The organism is Pseudomonadota bacterium (assembly GCA_016195085.1).
In the GTDB taxonomy this organism is placed as follows: domain Bacteria; phylum Pseudomonadota; class Alphaproteobacteria; order SHVZ01; family SHVZ01; genus JACQAG01.
The window spans coordinates 89,232-113,639 of record JACQAG010000048.1 but is presented as its reverse complement, the minus strand read 5'-3'; the positions used below and the strand labels follow the sequence as shown (position 1 = coordinate 113,639).

The window sequence follows — 24,408 nt, the reverse complement described above, 5'->3', positions numbered from 1 at the left end:
GCCGGATCAAGTAGGTTCGCGCGCCTGCTGCACTTTTTCTGAGCAAATGCACGGTTCTGAGCCAGTTTTGCACATCGTCGGATTCCGACTTAGTCTCCGCGCAATGGCGCAACGTCGCTTAATTGAACAGGAACAGAGGTGCTCATGATCCCCACGACCAGATCACTGGCGCTCGCCGGAGCGTTGTTGGTTGCGCTCTCGCCCACGACCGCATCTGCGCAAAAGACCGTGCGCTTCGTCGCCCAGGCGGATTTGCGCGTGCTCGATCCCATTTGGACCACGGCCTACATCACCCGCAATCACGGCTACATGGTTCATGACACCTTGTTCGCCCTCGACAAGGATCTGAAACCGCAGCCGCAGATGGTGGACGCCTTCACCGTCGCCCCCGACAAGCTCACCTACCGGTTTACGCTCCGCGCCGGCCTCAAATGGCATGACGGGCAGCCGGTGACCGCCGCCGATTGCGTCGCGTCCATCCAGCGCTGGGGCAAGCGCGATCCCCTGGGCCAGAAGCTGCTGGAGGCGGTGGCCAACATGACCGCCACCGACGAGCGCTCCTTCACCATTGCGCTCAAGGAGCCCTTCCCGCTCCTGATCGAGGGGCTGGCGAAGCTCTCCAGCAATACCCCCTTCATGTTTCCCGAGCGTCTCGCCAAGACCGACGCGATGACGCAGATCACCGAGTCGATCGGATCCGGGCCCTTCAAGTTCGTCAAGGACGAATGGGTCCCCGGCAACAAGGTCGTCTATGTAAAGAATGTCGACTATGTGCCGCGGTCCGAGCCCCCGAGCTTCGCCGCCGGCGGCAAGGCGGTGAAGGTCGACCGGGTCGACTGGCTCTACATCCCCGACGGCGCCACCCAGGCCGCCGCCCTGCAATCGGGCGAGGTCGACTGGATCGAGCAGCCGCCGGTCGATCTTCTGCCCACGCTCGCCAAGAACCCGGAGATCGTCATCGACAACATCGATCCCCTGGGCAATCAGGGCGTGCTCCGGTTCAACCACATCCAGCCGCCCTTCAACAACGTGAAGCTGCGGCAAGCCTTGCTCTATCTCATCGACCAGACCGACACTATGCGCGCCATCGCCGGGGCGGAGAAGAACTGGAAGGCGTGCGCGGCGATGTTCGGCTGCGACACGCCTCTGGCCAGCAATGTCGGCGCCGAGGCGTTGTTGGGCCCGCGCAGCCTCGAGAAGGCGAAGGCCCTCATCAAGGAGTCCGGCTACAACAACGAACGCATCGTCATCATCTCGGCGACCGACCAGCCGGTGGTGCATGGCCAGGCGACGGTGACGACGGAAACGCTCAAGCGCGCCGGCCTCAATATCGATCTGCAGGCCATGGATTGGGGCACGCTCATCTCCAGGCGCACCAGCAAGGAGCCGGTGGACAAGGGCGGCTGGAGCATCTTCCACACCTGGGTCGTCGCTCCCGACGTGCTGACGCCGGCGCTCAACAACGCGGTCCGCGCCAGCGGCGACGGTGCCTGGTTCGGCTGGCCCAGCGATGCCAAACTAGAAGAGCTCCGCGCCGCCTGGCTCAAGGCGCCGGATCTGGAGGCGCAGAAGAAGCTCGCCGCCGCCATCCAGGAACGGGCCTATGAGATCGTGAGCTACATCCCGACGGGCCAGTTCCTGATCCCAACGGCCTATCGCAAGACGCTGAAAGGCTTGATCGTGGCGCCCGTCGTCTTCCTGTGGAACGTGGAGAAGGAGTAGCCGAGGGCGCCGGTCGGAGGGTTCGAGCGATACCGCAGGCCTAATTCGGGCTCTAACGCGGGTTCTGGCCCCGCCGGTCACGCCTTCTTGCGGTTCGCCGCGAGCCAGCCGTCGACCAGCGACACCGCCCTGTCGACCTCGTCGTTCTTCATGCCCCGCGACGCGGCGATGGTCTGCACCAGAAGATCGACGCGCTCGATCGCCTTGGCGCCGTTCGCGAGCGCGCGGGCGGCGGAGGACGGCCGGATCAGGCTCATCGCCGCCGACGCATATTTCTCGAAAGGCACGAGATCGTCGGCGGCGGCGCCAAACGAGCGGCAGAGTGCCGTCACCCACGCGTAGACCCCGCGCGAGGCCGCGAGGTCGGTATGCACGGCCTCTTTGATCGGCCGCATGCCGTCCTTCTGGACGCAGCGGTAGTTGCCGGTCAGCAGCATGCACCACTTGGCCAGCGGCACGAAGACCGATTCATGGACCTTGAGCTTGACCGGCAGCTCGACCTTGCCGTCGCCGGCCTCGAAGCGCGCCGCCTCGATGCCGTCCTGCATCCGGCGGAGGATCTGGGTGTGGGCGTCCGACTCGAAGCGGGCGGCCTTGAAGTTCGTCGGCAGGGCGACCTGCAGCACGTTGACCTTGTCGTCGGGCGGGCGGAACGCCTGGGGATCCGGACTGCAGAGCGTCATGAACTTCGGATCGAAGTTCTGCCAGACGGTCGCATCGGTGTAGCAGGGCTTGAGCGCGTCGAGCGAAAGTCCGGGAATCCGCGCGAGATAGGGTAAGGGCGGCATGTTCATGATCGACATGCAGGGCACGCGGGAGCGCGCGACGGCATCGAGCAGCTCGCGCACGCCAGGCGAGCGGTATTGCGGCTCCTGCATGGCGAGGGCGACGAGGTCGTATTTCGACGGATCGACGCCGGCGGTACCGCCGGCCGTGACCTTGCCCTTGAGCTTACGCGAGTCGATTTCGACCAGCCCGCTCCGGCCCTTGACCGGCAGGCGGATGCGCGCACCCTCCGCATTGATGAGGTCGGCCTCCGCCGGCAGGCAGATGAGCATGGTGTCGTGGCCGGCAAGCGCGAGCTTGGTCGCGAGCAGCGACCCATAGGATGCGCCCAGGATGAGCGTGTTGTATTTTTCAGGCATCGGTTGTCCCCCCTATCCCCATAAGCACGGCCAGCTTAGTTCCCGAAACCACGCCGCACAAACCCAAGACCCGCGGGCGGCCGGGATATTTTGAACCGAGCGCCCCACGCCGCCTTGGTCCTTGTGGTCACTGAGAGGTCGGGCTATCCGAGCCGTGCCGGCATCGGACCGCCGGTCGCCCAGTCCAGAAGCTCGACCGTGTGCAAGACCGGGAGCGCCGTCGCCTCGGCGATCTGGGTGATGCAGCCGATATTGCCGGCGGCCACCACGTCGGCGCCGGTTTTGGCGATGTTCGCGGCCTTGCGCCGCCCCAGGCTCCGGGCCAGCTCCGGCTGCAGGAGATTATAGGTCCCGGCCGAGCCGCAGCAGATGTGCCCCTCCGGCACCTCGACAACGTGGCAGCCGGCAGCCTCTAAGAGCGCCCGGGGCTCCTTGTGAATCTTCTGGCCGTGCTGCAGCGAGCAGGCCGCGTGATAGGCAACGCGCAATCCAATCGGCCTTCTCGGTGCCTCCAAGCCGAGCTCGGTCATGAGCTCGCTCACGTCCCGGGCGAGCGCCGAGACGAATTTGGCCCTGTCCGCCCATGCGGCATCGGTGCGGAGCATGTAGCCGTAGTCCTTGACCACGGTGCCGCAGCCCGACGCATTGATGACGATTGCATCGAGCCCGCCCTGCTCGTGCACCCGCCACCAGGCGGCGATGTTGGCCTTGGCGGCAGCGAGCGCTGCTTCTTCGCGGCCCATGTGGTGAACCAAGGCCCCGCAGCATCCGGCCCCCTGGGCCACGACCACCTCGCAGCCATGGCGGGTCAATAGCCGGATCGTCGCCTCGTTGATCTCCGGGGCCAGCACCTGCTGGGCGCAGCCGGTCAACAGCGCCACGCGCTTCTTGCGGACCCCGCCAGCCGGAAAGATCTGGGGCCGGTCGACGCTCGAGGGCCCGGGAAGGCGTGACGGAGCTAGAGTGAACATGGCGCCGAGCCTGCCGGGCAGGTGGCGCCCGATGGGCTTGAGGAGGCCGGCGCCGACGAGCGCCAGGCGGAAGCGCATGGGATGCGGCAGCAGGAACGCCAGGAGGCTGCGCAGCCAGCGATCGAGCGGTGGCCGCCGAAAGGTCTCCTCGATGCGCCGGCGCGCCTGATCGACGAGGTGCATGTAGTTGACGCTGGATGGACAAGTGGTCATGCAGGCCAGGCAGGAGAGGCAGCGGTCGATGTGCCTGACCAGGCGCGGGCTCGCCGGCTTGTCGCCCTCCAGCATGTCCTTGATGAGATAGATGCGTCCGCGCGGGCTATCGAGCTCGTCGCCGAGCAAGAGATAGGTCGGGCAGGTGGCGGTGCAGAAGCCGCAATGCACGCAAGCCCGGAGGATCTTGTTGGCCTCGGCGATATCCGGATCGGCGAGCTGCGCCAGGGTGAAATCGGTTTGCATGCCGTCCTTGCTCAGACGCCCGCATACATGCGGCCGGGATTGAGGATGCGCTTGGGATCGAAGCTCGCCTTCACACGCTGGGTCAACCGCGCCAAGGGGTCGGGCTGCGGCTGGAACACCGGTACGACGGCCCGCACTTCTCTCGGCGCACGGATGAGTGTCGCATGGCCGCCGGAAGCGGCCAGGGCACGGCGGACCACGGCGGCGCCGGCATGCTCCATCGTCAAACCCAGCTCCAACCAGATAAGCCCGCCGCCCCAATCGTAGTAGGCCCGGGCATCGCCTTGGCGGGCGATCTCGGCGACCACGGCAGCACCGGTGCTGGGGGCGACCGAAATCCGCCAGACCGGCCGCTCGCTATGGCCGATGAAGGCCTCGACGTCGCGGATCTCCCGCCAGAACCGAGCCGAGTTCTGACCATGCAACTCCTCGACCGGCCCGTAGCGGGACAGCATCTCCTTGAGCTCGCGGCAGCGATGCACCGCCGACGGCGCCGGGCCCTCGATGCGCAGCCCGGTTGCCGCCGCACCGGCACCAGCCACATAGGAGACGGCCGAGCCCGCGGCCAGAGCGGCGGGCAGATGGGCGGCGGCAGCGACCTCGTGCGGGCTCGCGAGCGCGGCGGCCATCGCCTCGAGGGCGCGGGCATCCTCCAGGCCGAAGACCAGCACGGTGCGGGTCTTCTCCGGCCGCGGCACCACCTTGAAGGTGATCTCGGTCAAGGCCGTCAGCGTGCCGAAGGAGCCGGTGATGAGCTTGCTCAGATCGTAGCCGGTGACGTTCTTCACCACCTTGCCGCCGGCCTTGTAGGCCTCGCCGCGGCCGCTCACCCCCCTGAAGCCGAGGAGGTGGTCGCGGGCGGCCCCGGCCTTGATGCGCCTGGGGCCGGCGAGGTTGGCCGCGAAGGCGCCGCCGATGCTGCCCATGGCGGCACTCCCACCCAGGAGCGGACCCAGATCCATGGGCTCGAAGGCGAGCATCTGGTTCTTCGCCGCCACGGCTGCTTCGATCTCGGCGATGGGCGTGCCCGGCAGCGCCGTCATCACCAGCTCCTCGGGCTCGTAGGTGGCGATGCCGGACAATCCCGAGAGGTCGAGAGCGCGCGCCGCCTGAAAGGGCCGGCCGAGGCTGCGCTTGCTGCCGCGGCCCAGGAGCTCGAGCGGGCTCTCGCTGGCGACCGCGTCAGCGACCGCGTCCAGCACCTCCTGCGCATCGGCTGGCTTGATCCAATCCACCATGTCGGCTTCAGAACCGCGGCAGCTCGGGGAACGGCATCTGGCCTTTATGCACGCGCATGCGACCGAGCTCGGCGCAGCGGTGCAGCACCGGAAACACCTTGCCGGGGTTCAGCAGCGAGTTCGGGTCGAAGGCGCATTTGACCCGCTGCTGCTGATCGAGATCCACCTCCTCGAACATGGTGCCCATGAGATCGCGCTTCTCGACGCCGACCCCGTGCTCGCCGGTCAGAACCCCACCCACCTCGACGCAAAGCCTGAGGATGTCGGCGCCGAACTTCTCCGCGGTCTCGAGCTCGCCCGGCTTGTTGGCATCGAAGAGAATGAGCGGGTGCAGGTTGCCGTCGCCGGCGTGGAAGACATTGGCGACCCGGAGCCCGTAGGCCTGCGACATTTCGGTGATGCGGGCGAGCACCTGGGGCAGGCAGCGGCGCGGGATGGTGCCGTCCATGCAGTAATAGTCGGGCGAGATGCGCCCGGCGGCGGGGAAGGCCGCCTTGCGGCCGGCCCAGAAGGCGAGCCGCTCCTCTTCGCTGTTGCTGACCCGGATCGAGCTCGCCCCATGCGCCCCGGCAATCGCTTCGACCGCCTGGATCAGGTGATCCACCTCCACCTCAGGCCCATCGAGCTCGACGATGAGCAAGGCTTCGACGTCGAGCGGATAACCCACTTGCACGAAGGCTTCCGAGGCGTGGATGGCCGGCCGGTCCATCATCTCCATGCCGCCTGGAATGATGCCGGCAGCGATGATCTTGGCGACGCAATCGCCGGCACCTTCGGAGGTGGGAAAGCCGATGAGGAGTGCGCGCGCGGTCGCCGGCTTCTTCAGGATGCGCACGGTCACCTCGGTCACCACGCCCAGGAGCCCCTCCGAGCCGGTCATCAGGCCCATGAGGTCATAGCCCTCGCTATCGAGATGCTTGCCGCCCAAGCGAACGATCTCGCCGTCGATCAGCACCACCTCCAGGCCGAGCAGGTTGTTGGTGGTGAGCCCGTATTTGAGGCAATGCACGCCGCCGGAGTTCTCGGCGACGTTGCCGCCGATGGTGCAGGCGATCTGCGAGGACGGGTCGGGGGCATAGTAGAAGCCGGCATGGGCGACGGCATCGGTGATGCCGAGATTGGTCACCCCCGGCTGCGCCACCACGGCGCGGTTCGCGAAATCGATGTCGAGGATCTTGTTGAACTTGCCCAGGCCCAGGACGATGCCGTCGGCCAAAGGCAAGGCGCCGCCGGACAGCGAGGTGCCGGCACCCCGGGGCACCACCTTGACGCCGCTGCGATGGCAGTAGGCGAGGATCCGGCTCACCTGGCCGGTGGTCTCGGGGAGTACGACGATCATCGGCAGCTGGCGGTAGACCGAGAGCCCGTCGCTCTCATAGGCGCGCATCGCGACCTCGTCGGCGATCACCCCCTCGCCCGGCACGATCTCCCGAAGGGCGGCGGCGATCTCGCGCCGGCGGGCGATGATGGCCTCGTCCGGCTTCGGCATGAGCATGGCTGTGCGGCTCCCGGGCTACCCCTTGGGGCTAGCTTACAGGCCACAGATGGCGGCAAGCGATGCGAAAGTTAAGGAGTCGACGGCCCGATGGAACCCGGGCGGCGAGGGTAGGCTCAGCCCTGGCGGGCCTTGAAGCGCGGGTTCGTCTTGTTGATGACGTAGACCCGGCCCTTGCGCCTGACCACGCGGCAATCCTTGTGCCGCGCCTTCATCGACTTCAGCGAGTTGACGACCTTCATGGCTTCTCGTCCGAGCTGGGCTTTCCCGGGGGTGGACTTTGGGAGGGGCTGGGGACCACCCCCGCCCAAAGTCCACCCCCGAGGGAGCGCGGAACATAAGGAGGCCGGAGGCCCCTGTCAACGGGGTTGGCGGGGGTGGCGGCCGGGCGCGCGCCTCGCTCCAGATCCGCGACCAAGAGCACGGGTGACCGCATCCGGTTCACTGGCCACAACCCGCAGCAGCACGCGCGCCGGCCCCGCCGGCCGGCGATGACCTTGCTCGTAGTTGCGCACGGTCTGGACCGTAAACCCGAACCGCGCCGCAAACGCCGCCTGGCTCAGGCCAAGACGCCGGCGGATACCCCGCACGTCGTCGGCGTCAACGGACGGCACGATCCGACGTGCTCGTGCCAGCTCTCGCTCGGTGAAGATCGGCGCCGTGTCTGGATCGGCGGCAATCTGGGCATCAATCTCGGCATCAGTCGTCGCCTCGAGACGTGCCCAATCGACCTTCGAGAGATCCACATCAGCTCGGGTACGCCGCACGGTAGGCATGACGCTCCTTTCTGTTGGCGACGCGCAGGCTGATGATCCGCCGCGCGCCGGGCCGATCCGTATAAATTGCCGCCAACACGATCCCTCTCACGATCCCGGTCGCCTTTACTCTGAGCTCCCCATATTGCTGCCGCCTGTCTGGAACCTCCAAGGTCGGCGCATCGAACATCGCCACCGCGATCTCGAATGGCAGGCCGCGCGCCTTGGCATTCACACGACTCTTCGCCGCATCCCACTCGAAGATCATTGCAATAACTACGTCACTGACGTAGATCCGTCAATGACGTAGTAAAGCGGCATGAACCTCTCCGCGATCGTACTGCCGACCGCGTCAAGTCCCGTCACCGTGCCAGCGCGTGCCCGGACAGGTAATTCCGTCGGCACCAACGGACCCCGTACGAGATCAATTTCGCCTTGGTTGTCCCTCACCGCCCTTGCCGGTACGGGGCCGGCGGCGGCGTCGGCAAGTACTCCACCGACGGCACCGCCCGGACCGGCTGGGGATAGAGCGCCATCATGTCCAGGACCTCCTGGGGCATGTCGATGGAGATCTTGAGCCCGAGGCCCTGCGCCTCGACTGCGGTGATCGGGTAGTCGTGGGTCCAGATCCCGCTCGACAGGCGCTCGGCCAGGCTTTTCGCCTGGTCGGGGGTCATGTGCTTGCTCAACAGGTCGGCGGCGGCGGTGCAAACCTGGTCGGTCGCCTTGCGGGCGACGTCGGCCAGGATGACGGTGCGGTCGTCGATCTCGGCGATCGGCTTGTCGCGCAAGACCTTCGCCAGCGAGGCGGCGGGGTACTCGCCGATCTGCGGATCGATCGGACCCAGCATGGCGTGGGAGGCCATGACGATCTCGTCGGCCGCGAGCGCGATCAAGGTGCCGCCGGACATCGCCATATGCGGCACGAAGACCGTCACCTTGGAGGGATGCTCGCGGAGCGCGCGGGCGATCTGGAGCGAGGCCAGCACCAAGCCGCCCGGCGTATGCATGATCAGATCCAAGGGCGTGCCGCGATCGGTCGAGCGTACGGCCCGGATGATCGCCTCGGAATCGTCGATGTCGATGTAGCGCATCACCGGGAAGCCGAGGAGGCGCATGGTCTCCTGGCGATGGACGAGCGCGATCACCCGGCTGCCCCGGCGCTCCTGCAGCCGGGCGATGGCGCGCCGGCGCATATAGACGAGCATGCGCTGACGGATCATCGGCTGCAGCGCGGTGACGATGAAGAACAGCCAAAACAGGTTGCCGATATCCATGTTTGACATTCCTATGGAGGGATTGCCGCTGGGTGCGCCGCCGCCGGCCTTAAGCGGACGCGCTGACGAAAGGCACGAAGGCGACCGGTAGCACGTCTTCCATTCGGTGCTTGCCGGTCGCCTCCTTGACGAGGCGGGTCAGCATTTGCGGCCCGCGCCTGGGTCCGATCGGAACGACCAGGCGCCCGCGGGGTTTGAGCTGGTCGACCAATGTCTCCGGCAGCCTGGCTGCCGCCGCGGTGACGATGATCGCATCGAAGGGTGCGCGTTCCGGCCAGCCCTGCCAGGCGTCGCCGGCCTTGACCTCGACATTGCCGTGGCCGAGACGCTTCAGGCGCTCCGCCGCCGCTGCCGCCAAATCCGGCACCAGTTCCACCGAATAGACGAAGCGCGCCAGCTCGGAGAGCACTGCTGCTTGATAGCCGGAGCCGGTGCCCGCTTCCAACACCACGTCCTCCGGCGCGAGGTCGAGGAGATCGGTCATCAAGGCGACGATGAAGGGCTGGGAGATGGTTTGACCATGGCCGATCGGCAAGGGGTGATTGAGCCAAGCGAACTCCGCCGCCCCCTCGGGCACGAAGGCCTGGCGCGGCACCTTGGCGATCACGTTCCGCACCCGTTCGGACAGGCGGGCACGACCGGTCGTCTCGGCCGTCCACGCCATCTCGGCATCGATCTCCTCCATGAGCGCCCGCATCCCCGTCATGGCCGGTTTCCGGGCACGACGACGGGTGTGCGCGAGCGATCGCCAGACGGTGCTGAGCCTTGCCAGGGCCGAAGGTTTCGCCACCTCACCAAGGCTCGCTCGGATAGGTGCCGCCATGCTCGGGCCACTCCCACGGGCCGTCGATATCGATGCCCTTCGCCTTCAGCGCGTCGCGATGGCGTTCGGCATCGTCGAGCGGACGGTAGCCCAAGGTGTCCCAATTCGGATCGTAGGTCTTGATCCGGGTATTGGCGGAATAGCCGTTGATCACCAGGCAGCCGGGATTGGGATGGATCAGCGACTTGTCGGCGAGCTGCACCATGTCGGCGGGGCTGAGCCAGGTTGCCAGCGAGCGCTGATCGATCGGCTCCGGCCGGAAGGTGCCGATGCGCAAGGACACCGAGGAGATGCGGTGCTTGTCGTAGTAGTAGCGCAGCAAGGTCTCGCCCAGCAACTTGAAGGCGCCGTAGAGGCTGTCGGGCCTCGGCGGATGCGCCGGCGTCACCCGCTCGGTGATCGGATACATGCCGAAGGCGTGATTGCTGCTGGCGAACACGATCCGCCTGACACCTGCCGCACGCGCCGCATCAAAGATGCGGACGAGTCCGATGAGGTTCACATGCACCAGCGAATCCAAGTTCTCCGGCTGGCCCGAGCCGGCGAGATGCACGAGACCGGCTACCCCCTCCAGCGCCCGCTCGAGGCTGGCGGCATCGGCGACGTCGGCTTGGATCCACGCCTCGTTGTCGGCGAGGTCGGGAATGAGGCGGATGTCCATCAGCCGGAGGTGCTTGTAGCGCTCGCGAAAGCCCCGGCGGAGCGTGGTGCCGATCGCGCCGGCAGCACCGGTGATGAGCACGCGGTCGCTGGCTGGGTCGATCATGGCAACGCCTCCGAGACGCCTTACGCCATCAACAATACGCCGGACGGGCGGCGCGTTTCCACCAACGATGCCAATCTCGACCCGGCGACGAGCCGACGGCCGTCGATGCCGACTGCCGCCTCATCGATGCGGCGGTCGTGCCGACCCTGGTGCCACGCCAACACGCATCTGACCGCCGCCATGATCGGCGCGCATGTGGCCCAGCGCATGCGGAAGGGGAGGCTTTGACGATGCCCCCACCCTACCCTCCCCCGCCTAAAGGCGAGGGAGGGAAAGGAGCTCGGCTGCATGTTCCCTCCCTCGCCTTTAGGCGGGGGAGGGTTAGGGTGGGGGCGCTACGCGCGGCTATTTCTCCACGTTCCAGAACACCGGGATCATGTTCTCCTGCATGCCCTTGATATTGGCGCGCATGGCCAAGGGCTGGAAGAACTGGCCGACCGGAACGTATTGCACGAAGGTCATCGCCTGGATTTGGATCTTCTCGCCGATGGCCTTGCGCTTGGCGAGATCGCCCTCCTTGGCCCACTCCCCCAACAGCCTCTGCATCTCCGGGTCGCAGGACCAGCCGCGATAGCCGCTGCCGTCGCAGGGCGAGTCGATCTGCACGTTGTTGATGGCGCTGCCCATGATCTGGCCCACCGACCAGCTGGAGAATATGTGCCAGCCGCCTTGGCCGGGCGGATCCTTCTTGTTGCCCCGCTGCAGCACCGACGCCCAATCGACCGCGACCGCCTCGACGTTGACGCCGATATCGGTCAGGCGCTGGATCGTCACCTGCGCCATGTCGCGGATGATCTGCTGGTCGACGGGCTGCAGGACGACGATCTTCTCGCCCTTGTAGCCGGCCTCGGCCATGAGCGCCTTGGCCTTGGCGAGGTCGGGCTTGCGGTAGGGCTCGCTGCCGGCCTCGCTCGCGGTCGGCGTGCCGCACACCATGACCGCCCAGCAGACCCGCCAATTGTCCGGGTCGCTGCCGACGGCGGCGCGCATGTAGTCCTCCTGGTTGACGATGAGCTGGAGAGCATGGCGCGCGCGTACGTCGTTGAAGGGCGGAAAGAGGAAATTCGGCCGGAAATAGCCGAGAGCACCTTGGCGGTTGATGACCTTGATCTGGATGTCCTTGTTGCGCTTCAAGACCGGCAGCAGATCCAGGGGCGGCGTTTCGTAGATGTCGATCTCGCCCTGGTTCAAGGCCGCCACCGCGGTGGTGGCGTCCGGCAGGATCACCCATTCGATGCGGTCGACCTTGGCGACCTTGCCGCCGGCGACGGAATTGGCCGGTTCCGCACGCGGCACGTAGTCGGCAAATTTCTGGTAGACGAGCTTGCTGCCGGGCTGCCACTCGTCCTTGACGAAGCGAAACGGTCCGGAGCCGACATACTCGGTGACCGGTGTGCTGGGATCGCTCGTGGCCTCCTTCTCGCGCATGATGAAGAGCGCCGTGGCGCCCTGGGCCAGCACCGTCGTGGTCGAGCCCCAAGGCTCCTTGAGGGTCAGCGTGAAGCTGCGCTCATCAGCCGGCTTCAGCTCCATGCCGAGACCGACGAGACGTCTGCCGCCGGGATCCTTCGCCGCCCAGCGCTTGATGGAGGCAATGACGTCGGCCACGCGCACCGGCGTGCCGTCGTGGAACTTGAGGCCGGGCCGCAAGGTGAGGCTGTAGTCCCGGCCATCGGGGCTGAGCTTGAAGCTCTCGACCATCTGCGGCTGTGGCGATCCGGTGCCGTCGAGGCCGAAGAGATTGTCGTAGATGAGCCAGCTATGCTGGTGGGTGACCGAGCTCAAATTGTTGACCGGGTCCATGGTGCCGACATTGGCCTGGGGCGTGTATTTCAGCACCTTCGGCTGGGCTGAGGCCGTGCCCGGCGCCAGCAGGCTTGCGGCAAGCAGCAGCGCCGGCGCGCTCTGCAAGGCGGACCAGCAAAGAGGGTGGGTCATGGCCGTGCTCCCCTGGCGTTGTGTCGGATCGGAAACAGGCTAGCACCGGCCGGTGCCGGCGGTCCATCGGCGGCAAGGCTGCCGCTGCCTAGCGCCGGCGCCACTCCTGCCAGTCCGCCGTTGTCGCCTTTGCCATGCGCTTGGCTGCCTCGAAGAGCCAGAATTTCGGGCGCCGCTCCAGATCGGCCGCCGCCAGGGCGGCAGCCTTGGGGCTGCCGAGGTGCAGATTTGCGGTCTCCCAACCCATGGCCTCGAGGAGATGCCGCTCGTCGCGCCGCTCGGGCAGCATCGCAAGCTCGATGCGCGAGCAGTGCGGCCCCAGGCGGCGCAGCTGCCAGCGGTCGCCGATCGTCAGGAACGGATCGGGACACCGCACGGCGCGGGCGAGAATCTCGGCGCCGCGGATCCTCGCCGTCGGGCGGTCGAGTGCCCAGTCATAGGCCGAGGGCAGCATCGCCTTCGCTTCGTGCGCCACATAGGCACCATGCCAGAGGCCGATCCCGACATAGCGCGGCCGGCCGAGACTGCCGATGCCGGCGACGCGACGGACGGTCCTGAACAGGGCGAGCGGACCCGGAAGCTGCGCGGCAATGAGGTCGCGCACCGTCGCCGGGGCCGCCACCGGGCGGAGGCTCGCCAGGTGTTGCCAATACCGGTCCGGCTCGCGCTCGGCCGAGAGGGCGATGGCGCGAAGCGCTGGTTGGCCCTCCTCGAGCACGAAGGCGCGGCCGCCGCTCGCGAGCGACGTCCGGTAGCCCTTGAGAATGGCCTTGCACAGGGCCTTCGCCGACATGGTCAAATGCCGATCCTTGGCGGCAAGCACCGCGCTCGTCGCCAGACGCACGAGATCGATGGTGTAGGGCATGGACGCGGCCTCATCCACGTCGTTGATGCCCCAGACGAGCCGCCCCTCGGCGTCGCGCCAGGTGCCGAAATTCTCGATATGGAGATCGCCGACGGCGAGCACGCTGGGTGCGTCAGTGAGCTCGGGGCAGCGCTCATGCCAAAGCGAGACCCAGCGGTAGAACGTGCCGCGGAGGAACGGCAGCACCCCCGATGCCATCAAGCGATGCTTGAGCGCGAGATCGGCTTCGCGCACCTTGAGCTCGCGGCGGAGCCAGGCTTCGTAGGAACGCGTTGCGGCGCCGATGCTCGTCATGCCGGCTCCCTTGCCGGACATGCGCGCCTAGCCCTTGAGGCCGGAGAGAGCCACGCTCTCGATGATGCGCCGGCGGAGGACGAGGAAGGCGATCAGCATCGGTAGGGTGGAGATGACCGAACCCGCCATCAGCTTGCCGTAGTCGGCGCTGAAGCGGAATTGGAAGATCTGCAGGCCAAGCTCCATGTTGAACAAATCCTGATCGTTCGCCACGATCAGCGGCCAAAAGAACGCGCCCCAGGCCTGGATGAAAGCGAAGATGCCGATGGCGCTCAAGGCCGGCGCCGACAAGGGCGTGATCACCCTCCGCAAGATCCACCATTCCGAAGCCCCGTCGACGCGGCCGGCTTCCAGGAGCTCGGTCGGTATGGCCGAAGAGACGTGCTGGCGCAGGAGAAACACCCCGAAGCTGAGGAACAGGGTCGGGAGCACGATGCCCTGGGGCGTATTGACCCAATCCAGATCGATGATCTGGATGTAGAGCGGGATGATGTAGGCCTCGAATGGCACGATCGCGGTCGCGATGATCACCATGAAGAGGAAGACGCGACCGGGAAAGTTGTACTTGCCGAAGATGGCACCGGCGAGCAGCGAGGTCACCATCACGCTGATCGTCGCCACGAGCGAGTAGCCGACACTGTTCAGAAAATACACATGGAACGGCGCATCGTCGAAGATGCCGGTGTAGTTGTCCCAGGTGGGCTGGCTAGGAATGAGCTCCGGCGGCCAGAGCGACACCTCGGTCGGCGGCTTGAACGAGGTCGACACCATCCACAGGATCGGCAGCACCATGAAGATGGCACCGACGGCCAAGATGATGTGACCGATCCCATTCAGCAAGCGCCCGAGCGACGTTGGCCGCGTGACCGGCCCGGAATCATCTTCTGGTCTAACCATCCAACCCCTCCTTTTGGCTGCGGGCGAGGCGGAACTGGATGATGGTGAACGCCAGGACCATGATGAACAGCAGCACCGACTCCGCCGAGGCGTAGCCCATGTGCAGGTATTGGAAGGCGTTGTAGTAGATGTCGAGCGCGATCACCCGCACCGCCTGCCCGGGTGCCGCCTGCGATCCGAGCGTCATCACATAGACCTGGGTGAAGACTGTGAAGGCATTGATGGTCGAGGTCACCACCACGAAGAGCAGGATCGGCCGCAACAAGGGCAGCGTTATGTAGCGGAACTGCTGCCAGGCATCGGCGCCGTCGATCATCGCCGCCTCGAGATAGACCGAGGGGATGTTGCGGATGCCGACGAGGAAGAACACGAGATTTTGGCCGAGGTGCTTCCAGACGCTCATGATGACGAGGGCCCAGAGGGCGATGTCCGCGTCGGTGAGCCAGGCGACCGCCGGCAGCCCCACCAGCGACAGCCCGTAGTTGAGGAGGCCGTAGTTGTAATCGTAGATCCATTTCCAGGCGATCGAGACCGGCACAAGGGGCGTGATCACGGGGAGGAAGTAGATCGTCTGGTAGACGACCGAGAGCTTGCCCTTGCGCGCCAGGAAAAGTGCCAGCGGCAGCGACAGCAACGTGCTGGCGACCACCACCGAAGGCGAGAAGATCAAGGTGTTCTTGAGGGCGAGCAGGAAGTTCTCGTCCTCCAGCAATCCCCAATAGTTGTCGAGGCCGACGAACGGCCGGATCGGGTCGATCAGCTCCCATTTGTAGACGCTGAGGATGAAGGCGTTGATGGTCGGCAGCACGCGCACATAGCCGAACAGCACCAGCACCGGCAGCAGCGCCAGATAGCAGAACGTCATCACCCGCCATTGGCCGCGGGACACATACATGTCCACCCAAGCCAGATAGGCCCGGCGCAAGCGCGCGTGCAGGTCGCGCTGGCGGCCTTCGGCGATGGCTATGCTGTTGGGAGCGTCTTGCATCGGTGCGGACACCGACCCTCACCCACCCGCGAAGACGCGGGTCCCCCCTCTCCCGCATTGCGGGAGAGGGTGCCGAGCGTCAGCGAGGCGGGTGAGGGTCAGCGTGGGACGATGATCAGGTCCGCTGTCTCAACTCGTGCCGTAGATGCCGGCCGTCTTGAGGATGCTGTCCGTCTGCGCCGCCAGCGCCTTGATCGCCTCGGCGACCTTTGCCGGATTGCCGTTGAGGCTCGAATCGACGTAGAGCCCGGGGAGCTTGTCGGCGGCCCGGCTCTCGAGCTCGTCGAAGACGGCAATGACCGGATCGGAGAAGGTCTGGACGTCCTTCGGCGGCTGCACGAAGACCTCGAACTGCGGGGTCTTCTTCAGCAAGGGCGTCCAATCCACACCCTGGCGGTTGCAGCCCCATCCGGTCATCTCGGTGATCAGCCGCGCATTGTTCGGCTGCGAGAGGAATTTGAGGAAGTCCCAGGATGCCGCCTCGTTCTTGCTCTTGCCGCTGACATAGACGGCCCAGGGCTGCACCAGCATCTTGTACGGGCTCTTCGCGTCCCAGCGCGGGATCGGCGCCACGCCGAAGTCGAGAGTGGGGCTCTTCTTCTGGATCTCGCCGATGACCCAGGCCTCGCGGAACAGCATGGCCGTTGTGCCGTTGGCGAAGGCGTCGGCATCGTGCGGGACCTTCGGGTCGTCGACCTTGAGCTTCTGCACGATGTCGACATAGAGCTGGAGGGCGTTGCGGCCGGCCTCGTTGTCGTAGCCGTTATGCCACTTGCCGCTCTTGGTCTCCTCGATGAACTTGCCGCCGGCGGGCTCGAGCACGAAGCGGAACTTCTCGGTGATGCCGCTGCCCTGACCGGACAGCCGCATGCTGATGCCGCTCCGGGTCATCTTGCCGGTGGAGTCGATCTTGACGATCTTCTGCGCCGCCTCGATGAGCTCGCCGAAGGTGGTCGGCGGACCGTTGACGCCTGCCTCCTTGAACATCGCCTTGTTCCAGTACATGGCGGCGCGGCCCTCGAGCAGCGGGATGCCGTAGGTCTTGCCCTTGAACGACAGGAAGTCGATCGTATACTTGCTCCAGTTCGCCTTCATGTACTGGTCGATCTCGGCCGAGTTCGGCTTCAGCAGGTTGGCGCCGGCGAACTTGATCGAGATGTTGGCGCCGACGTCGAAGATGTCGGGGCCGGTGCCGGTCGGCATCGCCGCCGACAATTTCTGCTCATGCTCGCGCAAGGAGGTGGAGAGCAGGTTGATCTTGAAGCCGGCATGGGTCTTTGCGTACTCGTCGGCGACCGCCTTGTAGTAGGGCACCAGCTCGGGATATCCCGTCCACACATTGAGGGTGACGTCGGCGGCCTTGGCCGGACGCGCAAAGCCGAACCCGCCAGCACTCGCCAACCCGGCGCCGGCGGCGAGCTTCAAGGCGGTTCGACGGTCGACTCCCTTGCCAGATCTGGGCTTGCTGGTCATGACGCTACCTCCTCAAATTGGTTTTGCCGGGAGGCCCCGCGCACCTGCTCGCAGAGCCGCAAGGACGCCCGTGCACGATCGGAAATCGCCGAATACGCTAGCCCAGAAGAAGCGGGCGGGCCAACCCCTATCGCTGGCATGGCGGGGCGGGACCGATGGCGGGGGATTGGTTGCAAGAGAGTGGGCCCGGGCGGTAGCGTCATGCGTGCTTGCGGCGGGTCGGCGGCGAGCGAGAGGTGAGGCTTGAGACAAAGGAGCCTGGCATATGCGGCGTTTCTTCGGTTGGTTTCGCGTGAGGGCGAGAGCCGAGATCATTCCGATCCTGTTGAGCCTGGCGGTTGCGCTCTTGGTGCGCACGGCAGTGGCGGAGACCTATTTCGTGCCCACGCCGTCCATGGTACCGACCCTGCTCGTAGGCGATCAGCTCATGGTCTCCAAAGTCGCCTATGGCTATAGCCGCTTCTCCTTGCCGGTGGACCTCGATCTCTTTCGCGGCCGGATCCTGGCTCGGCCGCCCGAGCGGGGCGACGTGGTGGTCTTTCGCCTGCCGCGGGACACCGCCCAAGTTTACGTGAAGCGGCTGATCGGCCTACCCGGCGACCGGATCGAGGTGGCCGGGGACGGCAGCCTCTCGATCAATGGCGAGCCGGCGCAATTGGAGCCGATCCGCGATCTCGCATTGGCGGGCCCCGGCGCTCCGCTCCATGGGCGCGAATATTGGGAGACGCTGCCGCAAGGCCCGCGCCACCGCATCCTCCGCATTTTGGAGCGCGCCCATGGAAGCGCCAGCGGCCGCTTCGTGGTGCCCGACGGGCAGTATTTCATGATGGGCGACAACCGCGACGACTCCCTCGACAGCCGCTATGCCGAGGACGCGGGCGGGGTCGGCTATGTGCCGGCGGAGAACCTCATCGGCCCGGTCATGATCGTCTATGCCTCGATCGACGAGCGTGCATCCTTCTGGCGCCCCTGGGAATGGCCGGCGATGATCCGCTTCGGGCGGATGATGCAGCGGATCGAATAAGGCTTCCGCGTGCCAGAGGTAGGGAAATGGTGGGCGCGACAGGGATTGAACCTGTGACCCCTACGATGTCAACGTAGTGCTCTCCCGCTGAGCTACGCGCCCGTACCACAAGGGGTCTTGCCGCGAACGGCGGCGACCCTTAGCACCAAAGACGCGTCCTTGGCAATTGGCGGTTGGGTCCGAAGCACACCCTCCTAGGCCCGGAATCCCTCGGGAATCCAGGCCTAGGCCAAGACGCAGGTGACAGATTCGGCCGATTCATCTAAATCCGAATCGATGGATTCGATCCCGCCAGGCCCCGGCAACGCCTTCCCGCCCTTCGTGCTTTCGGCGCCGCTGGAGCAAACCCTGCCGCTCGTTTGCGCCTCGCCCCATAGCGGGCGCGAGTATCCGCCGGGCTTTCTCTCCCATTGCGCGCTTGACCGCCAGGCGCTCCGACGCTCGGAAGACAGCTTCGTCGACGAGATCTTCGCCGCTGCCCCGGGCTTGGGCGCGCCCCTGCTCTGCGCCCTCTTCCCCCGGGTCTATGTCGATGCCAACCGGGAGCCCTATGAGCTGGATCCGCTCATGTTCGAGGACGAACTCCCGGCCTATGCCAACACCCGGTCTCCCCGTGTCGCCGCCGGGCTCGGCACCATCGCCCGCGTGGTGGCGGGCGGCGACGACATCTATGCCCGCAAGCTCCGGGTGGGCGATGCCTTGGCCCGCATCGAAGCATGCTACCGGCCCTATCACGCGGCCCTGAGCGGTCTCGTCGAGGCGACCACGATGCGCTTCGGCTGCTCGATCCTCTTGGATTGCCATTCCATGCCGTCCGCCACCGGCCCCTCGGCCGGCGGACCCGCGGATACCGATGGCGGTCGCGCCACCGCCGACTTCGTCTTGGGCGATTGCTTCGGCTCGGCCTGCGCGCCCGTGGTGGTCGAGACGGTGGAGACGCGGCTCCGCGCCAAGGGCTACCGCGTGGTCCGCAACGCGCCCTATGCCGGCGGCTACACCACCCGGCACTACGGACGCCCGCAGGACGGGTTGCACGCTCTCCAGATCGAGATCAACCGCGCGCTTTATATGGACGAGCGCGCGCTCGAGCGGACAGCCTATCTGCCGACGCTCGCCCGCGACATGCGCGAGGTTCTGAAAGAGTTGGGCCGGCTCACCATCCGCCAGCTCGCCGATCGCTGAGCCCCTGCACACCCAAAAAAGGCGGCCCCCACGAAAAAAAACGGGCCGTGGCGAACCACGGCCCGAGTTTAGGGAGGAAACGCCCAAGAAGGGCCACGGCAACCGGACCCCGAAGGGCACCCGCTTGCCGCAAGATCAGAGATAATACCGCGGCGCAGCAAAGTCAAACATCGAATATTTTGCCTTTGATTCAATGCCGCTAGGCTATTCGAGGGGCCTTTCGGTCGGCCCAGTGTTGCTGCGTCGCAACACGGATTGGTTAATTTCGGCCCGGGGTCAATATCGGCCAAGCATCAGCCGATGGGCAGAGTTCCGGTGATCGGCCGCGACAGATCGAACTGATCGGCGGCCCTGACATCGATGTCGGCGACCGAGGCGGCGAGGAAGCTGCAATCCTCGAACACCTGATCGATCGCGAGCTCGAGCGGCTGGCCCAGCTTGTAGAGCTGGTTGGGCAGGCGATTGAGGAAGCGCCTGGTGACGCAGCCCCGGTGATGCACGATCAGGCGACGGGTCTCGGTCAGCCTGATCGCGCGGTCGAGCTCGCCATCGGCGAGAAACAGCTGAAAGCCGAAGCGGTCGGCGAGATAGCGTTCGAGCGCGTCCACCCCCTGCCGCCCGAGCTCGCCCACCCGCTCCTGGGCCAAGTCCTCCACCAGCTCCTCGATGGTGTCGTGCTCGAGCACGGTGGCGAGCGTGACCTGCTCGGCCGCCGCCAGCGCCTGGGGGCTGTTGACGAACAAGGCCGACATGAGCTCGGCCAGGTAGACGAGATAGTTATCGACCGCGCGCGCCAGCACCATGTGCAGGAACACGTGGCGCTGCGCTCGGAGCCCCCGCGCCATGGCGCCTTCAGGCGCCGAATTAGCGCCGCCCGCCGGCCGGCCGGAAACGCCGGGGGGCAAGGCGTCGGCGGCGATGCGGGCCATGTCGTCGACCCTGAGCGCCAAATCGGAGACGAAGCCGATGAAGCGCCAGAGCTCCACGTGGCTGCGAAAGAATCGGGCGCAAGCATCCGACATCGGATCGGGCGGAATGAGACCGCTCTTCGCTCCGCGCGATTCCCCGTGGCTGGCGTCGATCATGTCGGCCGGCATCTAGGCACGCCCGCCTGCATCGTTCAAGCGGCCGCGGCCATGTGCTGAAACGAATCCACAGGCACGTATTGCGGACCCAGTGAGGCCCCCACCCCGGCCCTCCCCCGCCTCCAGCGGGGGAGGGAGCAACCGAAGCGCCCTTGAGCTCCCTCCCCCGCGAACGCGGGGGAGGGCCGGGGTGGGGGCGTCGGCGTGTATTTGCGCTGGTTTGTTCTAGAACCTGGCCTCCGCCGTCATCGCTTGGCGGCCATCTTCCCCGGCCACCCAAAGCGCTGCCGAAGCGCCGTCTTCGGCCGGTTTTCCCTGGAGTGTCAGGGTCTCGCCGGCGAACACCGGGGCCAGAGCACGAAAGGCAAAATTTCTGACCGGCCGAGGCGCCAGCCGCCGACAGAGATCGAGCAGCAGAATCGCCTGCAGCGGCCCGTGCACGACGAGGCCGGGATAACCTTCCACCTGGGTCACATAGGGATGGTCGTAGTGGATGCGGTGAGCGTTGAAGGTGAGCGAAGAGAAGCGGAAGAGCATGACCGCATCCGGCACGACCCGGCGCTGCCAGGCCGCCTCGGGCGGCGCCGGCTCCGATCGCTTCGCCCGCTCGGCCGTGCCGGGCGCCCCGCGATAGACGATGTCGTGCTCCTCCTCGACCGCGAGCGCGCCCTCGGAGGTGACGACATGGCGAACGGTGACGAACACCAGCTTGCCGCTCCGCCCTTCTTTCTCTTCGATGGCGAGGATCTCGGACTCTTGCCGGATCGCCTCGCCCACGCAGAGCGGCCGGTGAAAGATGAGCCGTCCCCCGGCCCACATGCGCCGCGGCAGCTCCACCGGCGGCAAGAAGCCGCCGCGCTCGGCATGGCCATCCTCGCCAAGCCGGCTCGACCGCACCGCTTCCAGGAAATAGAGCCAATGCCAGCCCGGCGGCAGCGCCTCACCCGTCGCGGGCGGGGCATCCTCGCGGTCGAGCGTGGCCGAGAGGGCGGCGGCCGGCCATGCCGCGGCGATGTCCTCGACCTCAGCGCGCCGGCCGATCCAGCTCTTCAGATCGGCCGCCCCAGGAGCGGAGGAAACCGACATTATCCTCGTGTCCTGATCGAGACGTCCGTCAGATAAATCCGCACCTGCATGTCGATCGTGCGTCCTTCGACAGGCTCAGGATGAGGGGAATTGTGCGTGGCAGAAAGACCGGCGTGGAAGAAAGAATAGCCTCATCCTGAGCTCGTCGAAGGACGCAGGGCGGCAGTCCAAAACTTCATCATGCACTGACGAACTCTCAATCAGGATACTAGCCGCGTTGGATCCGCTCGGCGGCGAGCTTGATCGCTGCCAGCACGCGGATATGGGTCCCGCAGCGGCAGAGATTGTCGGCAAGCGCCTGGCGGATCTCGCCGTCGCTCGGGCGCTTGTTGCGGTCGAGGAACGCCTTCGCCTGCATGATCATGCCGTTCGAGCAATAGCCGCATTGCGCCGCCTGGTGCTCGATGAAAGCGGCTTGGATCGGATGCGGGCGCTCCGGGCTGCCGAGCCCTTCCAAGGTGGTGACCTTGCGGCCCGCCGCCGCTTCGAGCGTGGTCACGCAGGATCGCACCGCCTCGCCGTCGATGATGACGGTGCAGGCCCCGCATTGGCCGAGGCCGCAGCCGAAGCGCGGGCCCTTCAAGGCGAGGTCGTTGCGCAAGGCATACAACAGCGGCATCGCCGGATCGTCGACTGCGATCTCGACGGCAGCACCGTTGACCTCGAGCGAAATCTTGCTCGCCATGGCTCAGGCTCCTTTCGCTTGCAGAGCCGCCTTGACGCGCTCTGGAGTGAACGGCACCTCCCGCAGGCGCACGCCGACGGCATCGAAGACGGCATTGGCGACGGCGGCGGGCACCGGCGTCGCCGGCGCCTCGCCGACTCCCATGGGTTTTTCCTGGAGGCGCTGGATCAGCTCGCACTCGATGACCGGCACTTCCGGGAAGGTGAGGATCGGGTATGTCGCCCAATCGATGCTGGTAACCCGCGAGCGATCGAAGGTGACCTCCTCCTTGAGCGTGCGGCTCAAGGTCTGGATGATGCCGCCCTCGACCCGCGCGCGGACGGTGTCGGGGTTGATCATGAGTCCGCAATCCTGGGCGCAGACCGCGCGGGTGACCTTGATCGCGCCGGTCGAGGGCTCGACCGCCACCTCGACGGCCAGCGCCACATAGGTCTCATTCAGCTTGTAATGCACATAAGCGATGCCCCAGCCGAGCGTAGGGGCGCCGATCGCCGGCCCGCCCGCGGATGGCGCGCGCCCGGATTTGGGCCGCCAGCCGAAGCGATTGGCGGCCAGCTCCAGCACCTCGCGGCCGCGCTTGTCTTCGAGCTGGGCCAGGCGAAAGGCGAGCGGGTCGGCGCCGGCGGCGGTCGCGAGCTCGTCATAGAGCGATTCCACCGCGAAGCTATTGGCGATCTTGCCGGGTGCCCGGATGTTGGACGGCCTGAGCGGCGTCGTCTTCAGCCAGTGCACGCGCACCGCCTGATGGGCAACCGCATAAGGCGGATTGATGTTCTGCCCGATCATTCCAGTGGAAAGGCCGACGGGCTGCTCGCGCCCCGCGGCAATCGGCCCGATGAGAGGCACATTCGGCAAGCCGCGGGTGGCCGCCGGCAGCCAGGCATCGGCCTGCCAGGCCACCACCCGTCCCCTCTTGTCGATCCCGGCCTTGAGCTCGAGCAGATGCGGCGGGCCCTTCGGATCCCAGCCATGCTCGTCCTCGCGCATCCACTGCACCCGAACCGGGCGCTTCAAGGCCTGGGAGATGAGGGCTGCATCGGCCGCGGCATCGTCATGGCCGTTGGTGCCGTAGGAGCCGGCGCCATCGAGAAAAATCAGACGCACCCGCTCTTGCGGCAATCCCAGAAACCGCGCGAAGGCGGCGCGATAGCGGTGGGTGCTTTGCGAGGCGCTCCAGACCGTCGCCCCGTCGTCCCTGACGTCGGCCACGCCGCAGGACGGTCCCATCGAGGCGTGGCTCTGGATCGGCCAGCGGTAGCTGGCGGCGATCACCCGCTCCGCCGATGCGAGCGCGGCCGCGACGTCGCCCTGCTTCGCCACGTCATCGACGCGCTCGATCTCGGAGCCGCGCACATGGGCGTAGAGATCGCGCTGCTCGGGTAGTCCCTGCCAATCTGACCAGCGCGCTTTCAGCTCGCGGAGCGCCCTGACCGAGGCCCATTCCGTTTCCGCGACCACGGCGAGGAAGTCCTTGATGCGCAGAACCGTGACCATACCCGCGATGTGCTTGACCGAGTCCGGATCGAAGTCGATGAGGCTGGCACCGATCGCGGGCGGCCGGAGGACGCGCGCATGCAGCATCCCCGGAAGCTTGAGATCTTGCAGATAGGTATGGCGCCCGGTCAGCTTCGCCGGCAGATCGGGCCGGCGCATCGGCGTGCCGACGGTCTTGTATAGGCGCGGATCCTTGAGCGGCGCCTTGGGATCGACCTTGAGCTCCAAACTGCGGCCTTCGAGGAGCGCCCCGTAAGATAAGGTCTCGCCGCCGTCACGAGCGCCGACCTTGCCGTCGACGACCACCAGGCTCTCCACCGGCGTCTTGAGGCGCTCTGCAGCGAGGGCCAGCAGTGCCGCCCGCGCCGTCGCTGCGGCCTGCCGAAGCTGGACGCCGCCCTGGGATATGCCGGTGCTACCGCCGGTCCCGCCCTGGTCAGGAGTGAGTGCCGTGTCGCCATCGATGAGCTCGATCGGCTCGGGTGCGACGTCCAGCTCCTCGGCCACCATCTGGCGGTAGGCCGCCCTGGAGCCGGTGCCGAGATCGACTTTGCCGCTGTAGATGGTGATTGATCCGTCCCGGCCGATGGCAAGGAAGCCGTCGACCCTGGCCGGATCCAGCGTCTTGCCGATGGCGTCCGCCGGCGCATTCGCCGCCTCGACATGTCGGGCGAAAGCGAGGGTCACGACGAGCGAGCCGCTGCCGGCCAAGAGATCGCGCCTTGAGATCTGCATCAGCATTCTCC

Annotated in this window: 22 protein-coding genes and 1 tRNA gene; 3 read left to right on the top strand and 20 right to left on the bottom strand. The window is 66.4% G+C overall.

The window, feature by feature from the left end:
- Positions 1-144 precede the first annotated feature (144 nt).
- Positions 145-1,722, top strand: coding sequence for an ABC transporter substrate-binding protein (locus HY058_15215; protein MBI3498645.1), 1,578 nt, complete (start codon positions 145-147; stop codon positions 1,720-1,722).
- Between the two features lie 77 nt (positions 1,723-1,799).
- Here HY058_15215 and HY058_15210 read toward each other — a convergent pair whose 3' ends face one another.
- From HY058_15210 to HY058_15140, 15 genes are all read right to left on the bottom strand, one after another.
- Positions 1,800-2,867, bottom strand: a complete 1,068-nt coding sequence (locus tag HY058_15210; protein MBI3498644.1) for a hypothetical protein — start codon at positions 2,865-2,867, stop codon at positions 1,800-1,802.
- Between the two features lie 143 nt (positions 2,868-3,010).
- Positions 3,011-4,297, bottom strand: a complete 1,287-nt coding sequence (gene glcF, locus HY058_15205) for a glycolate oxidase subunit GlcF (protein ID MBI3498643.1) — start codon at positions 4,295-4,297, stop codon at positions 3,011-3,013.
- An 11-nt stretch (positions 4,298-4,308) separates the two neighbouring features.
- Entirely contained in the window at positions 4,309-5,535 is a 1,227-nt protein-coding gene (gene glcE, locus HY058_15200) for a glycolate oxidase subunit GlcE (GenBank protein MBI3498642.1), read from the bottom strand.
- A gap of 7 nt (positions 5,536-5,542) precedes the next feature.
- A complete protein-coding gene (locus HY058_15195; GenBank protein ID MBI3498641.1) occupies positions 5,543-7,030 on the bottom strand; it encodes an FAD-binding protein in 1,488 nt (495 codons plus the stop codon).
- A gap of 116 nt (positions 7,031-7,146) precedes the next feature.
- The gene (rpmJ, locus tag HY058_15190) at positions 7,147-7,272 is read right to left on the bottom strand and encodes a 50S ribosomal protein L36 (protein MBI3498640.1); all 126 of its coding nucleotides are present in this window, start codon (positions 7,270-7,272) and stop codon (positions 7,147-7,149) included.
- A 117-nt stretch (positions 7,273-7,389) separates the two neighbouring features.
- Positions 7,390-7,806 (bottom strand): helix-turn-helix domain-containing protein, encoded by a 417-nt coding sequence (locus tag HY058_15185; GenBank protein ID MBI3498639.1) that lies wholly within the window; start codon positions 7,804-7,806, stop codon positions 7,390-7,392.
- Entirely contained in the window at positions 7,778-8,053 is a 276-nt protein-coding gene (locus HY058_15180; GenBank protein MBI3498638.1) for a BrnT family toxin, read from the bottom strand. Before HY058_15180 ends, HY058_15185 begins: the two co-directional genes overlap by 29 nt.
- 178 nt (positions 8,054-8,231) lie before the next feature.
- A complete protein-coding gene (locus tag HY058_15175; GenBank protein MBI3498637.1) occupies positions 8,232-9,062 on the bottom strand; it encodes an ATP-dependent Clp protease proteolytic subunit in 831 nt (276 codons plus the stop codon).
- Between the two features lie 49 nt (positions 9,063-9,111).
- Entirely contained in the window at positions 9,112-9,747 is a 636-nt protein-coding gene (locus tag HY058_15170; protein ID MBI3498636.1) for a protein-L-isoaspartate(D-aspartate) O-methyltransferase, read from the bottom strand.
- A 106-nt stretch (positions 9,748-9,853) separates the two neighbouring features.
- Positions 9,854-10,651 carry an NAD(P)-dependent oxidoreductase gene (locus HY058_15165; GenBank protein ID MBI3498635.1) on the bottom strand — a complete coding sequence of 266 codons (798 nt, stop codon included), beginning with the start codon at positions 10,649-10,651 and terminating at the stop codon, positions 9,854-9,856.
- 345 nt (positions 10,652-10,996) lie between these two features.
- Positions 10,997-12,589 (bottom strand): ABC transporter substrate-binding protein, encoded by a 1,593-nt coding sequence (locus HY058_15160; protein ID MBI3498634.1) that lies wholly within the window; start codon positions 12,587-12,589, stop codon positions 10,997-10,999.
- An 88-nt stretch (positions 12,590-12,677) separates the two neighbouring features.
- On the bottom strand, positions 12,678-13,748 hold the full coding sequence (locus tag HY058_15155; protein ID MBI3498633.1) for a DUF2252 family protein: 1,071 nt from the start codon (positions 13,746-13,748) through the stop codon (positions 12,678-12,680).
- A 27-nt stretch (positions 13,749-13,775) separates the two neighbouring features.
- The gene (locus HY058_15150) at positions 13,776-14,645 is read right to left on the bottom strand and encodes a carbohydrate ABC transporter permease (protein ID MBI3498632.1); all 870 of its coding nucleotides are present in this window, start codon (positions 14,643-14,645) and stop codon (positions 13,776-13,778) included.
- Positions 14,638-15,645 (bottom strand): sugar ABC transporter permease, encoded by a 1,008-nt coding sequence (locus HY058_15145; protein ID MBI3498631.1) that lies wholly within the window; start codon positions 15,643-15,645, stop codon positions 14,638-14,640. Before HY058_15145 ends, HY058_15150 begins: the two co-directional genes overlap by 8 nt.
- Before the next feature lie 117 nt (positions 15,646-15,762).
- Positions 15,763-17,106 carry an extracellular solute-binding protein gene (locus tag HY058_15140; protein ID MBI3498630.1) on the bottom strand — a complete coding sequence of 448 codons (1,344 nt, stop codon included), beginning with the start codon at positions 17,104-17,106 and terminating at the stop codon, positions 15,763-15,765.
- Between the two features lie 265 nt (positions 17,107-17,371).
- Between HY058_15140 and lepB the strand changes: the two genes are divergently transcribed.
- A complete protein-coding gene (gene lepB / locus HY058_15135; protein MBI3498629.1) occupies positions 17,372-18,130 on the top strand; it encodes a signal peptidase I in 759 nt (252 codons plus the stop codon).
- A 27-nt stretch (positions 18,131-18,157) separates the two neighbouring features.
- Here the strand turns inward: lepB and HY058_15130 are convergent.
- A tRNA-Val gene (locus tag HY058_15130) sits at positions 18,158-18,232 on the bottom strand.
- 174 nt (positions 18,233-18,406) lie between these two features.
- On the opposite strand from HY058_15130, the gene HY058_15125 reads away from it, so the two are divergent.
- On the top strand, positions 18,407-19,312 hold the full coding sequence (locus HY058_15125) for an N-formylglutamate amidohydrolase (protein ID MBI3498628.1): 906 nt from the start codon (positions 18,407-18,409) through the stop codon (positions 19,310-19,312).
- A gap of 293 nt (positions 19,313-19,605) precedes the next feature.
- Here HY058_15125 and HY058_15120 read toward each other — a convergent pair whose 3' ends face one another.
- The 4 genes from HY058_15120 to HY058_15105 all read right to left on the bottom strand — a co-directional run bounded on the left by HY058_15120 (position 19,606) and on the right by HY058_15105 (position 24,403).
- Positions 19,606-20,409, bottom strand: coding sequence for a hypothetical protein (locus HY058_15120; protein ID MBI3498627.1), 804 nt, complete (start codon positions 20,407-20,409; stop codon positions 19,606-19,608).
- A gap of 213 nt (positions 20,410-20,622) precedes the next feature.
- On the bottom strand, positions 20,623-21,483 hold the full coding sequence (locus tag HY058_15115; protein MBI3498626.1) for a MaoC family dehydratase N-terminal domain-containing protein: 861 nt from the start codon (positions 21,481-21,483) through the stop codon (positions 20,623-20,625).
- Between the two features lie 208 nt (positions 21,484-21,691).
- Positions 21,692-22,168 carry a (2Fe-2S)-binding protein gene (locus HY058_15110; GenBank protein ID MBI3498625.1) on the bottom strand — a complete coding sequence of 159 codons (477 nt, stop codon included), beginning with the start codon at positions 22,166-22,168 and terminating at the stop codon, positions 21,692-21,694.
- Between the two features lie 3 nt (positions 22,169-22,171).
- Positions 22,172-24,403, bottom strand: coding sequence for a xanthine dehydrogenase family protein molybdopterin-binding subunit (locus tag HY058_15105; GenBank protein MBI3498624.1), 2,232 nt, complete (start codon positions 24,401-24,403; stop codon positions 22,172-22,174).
- Positions 24,404-24,408: the final 5 nt, after the last annotated feature.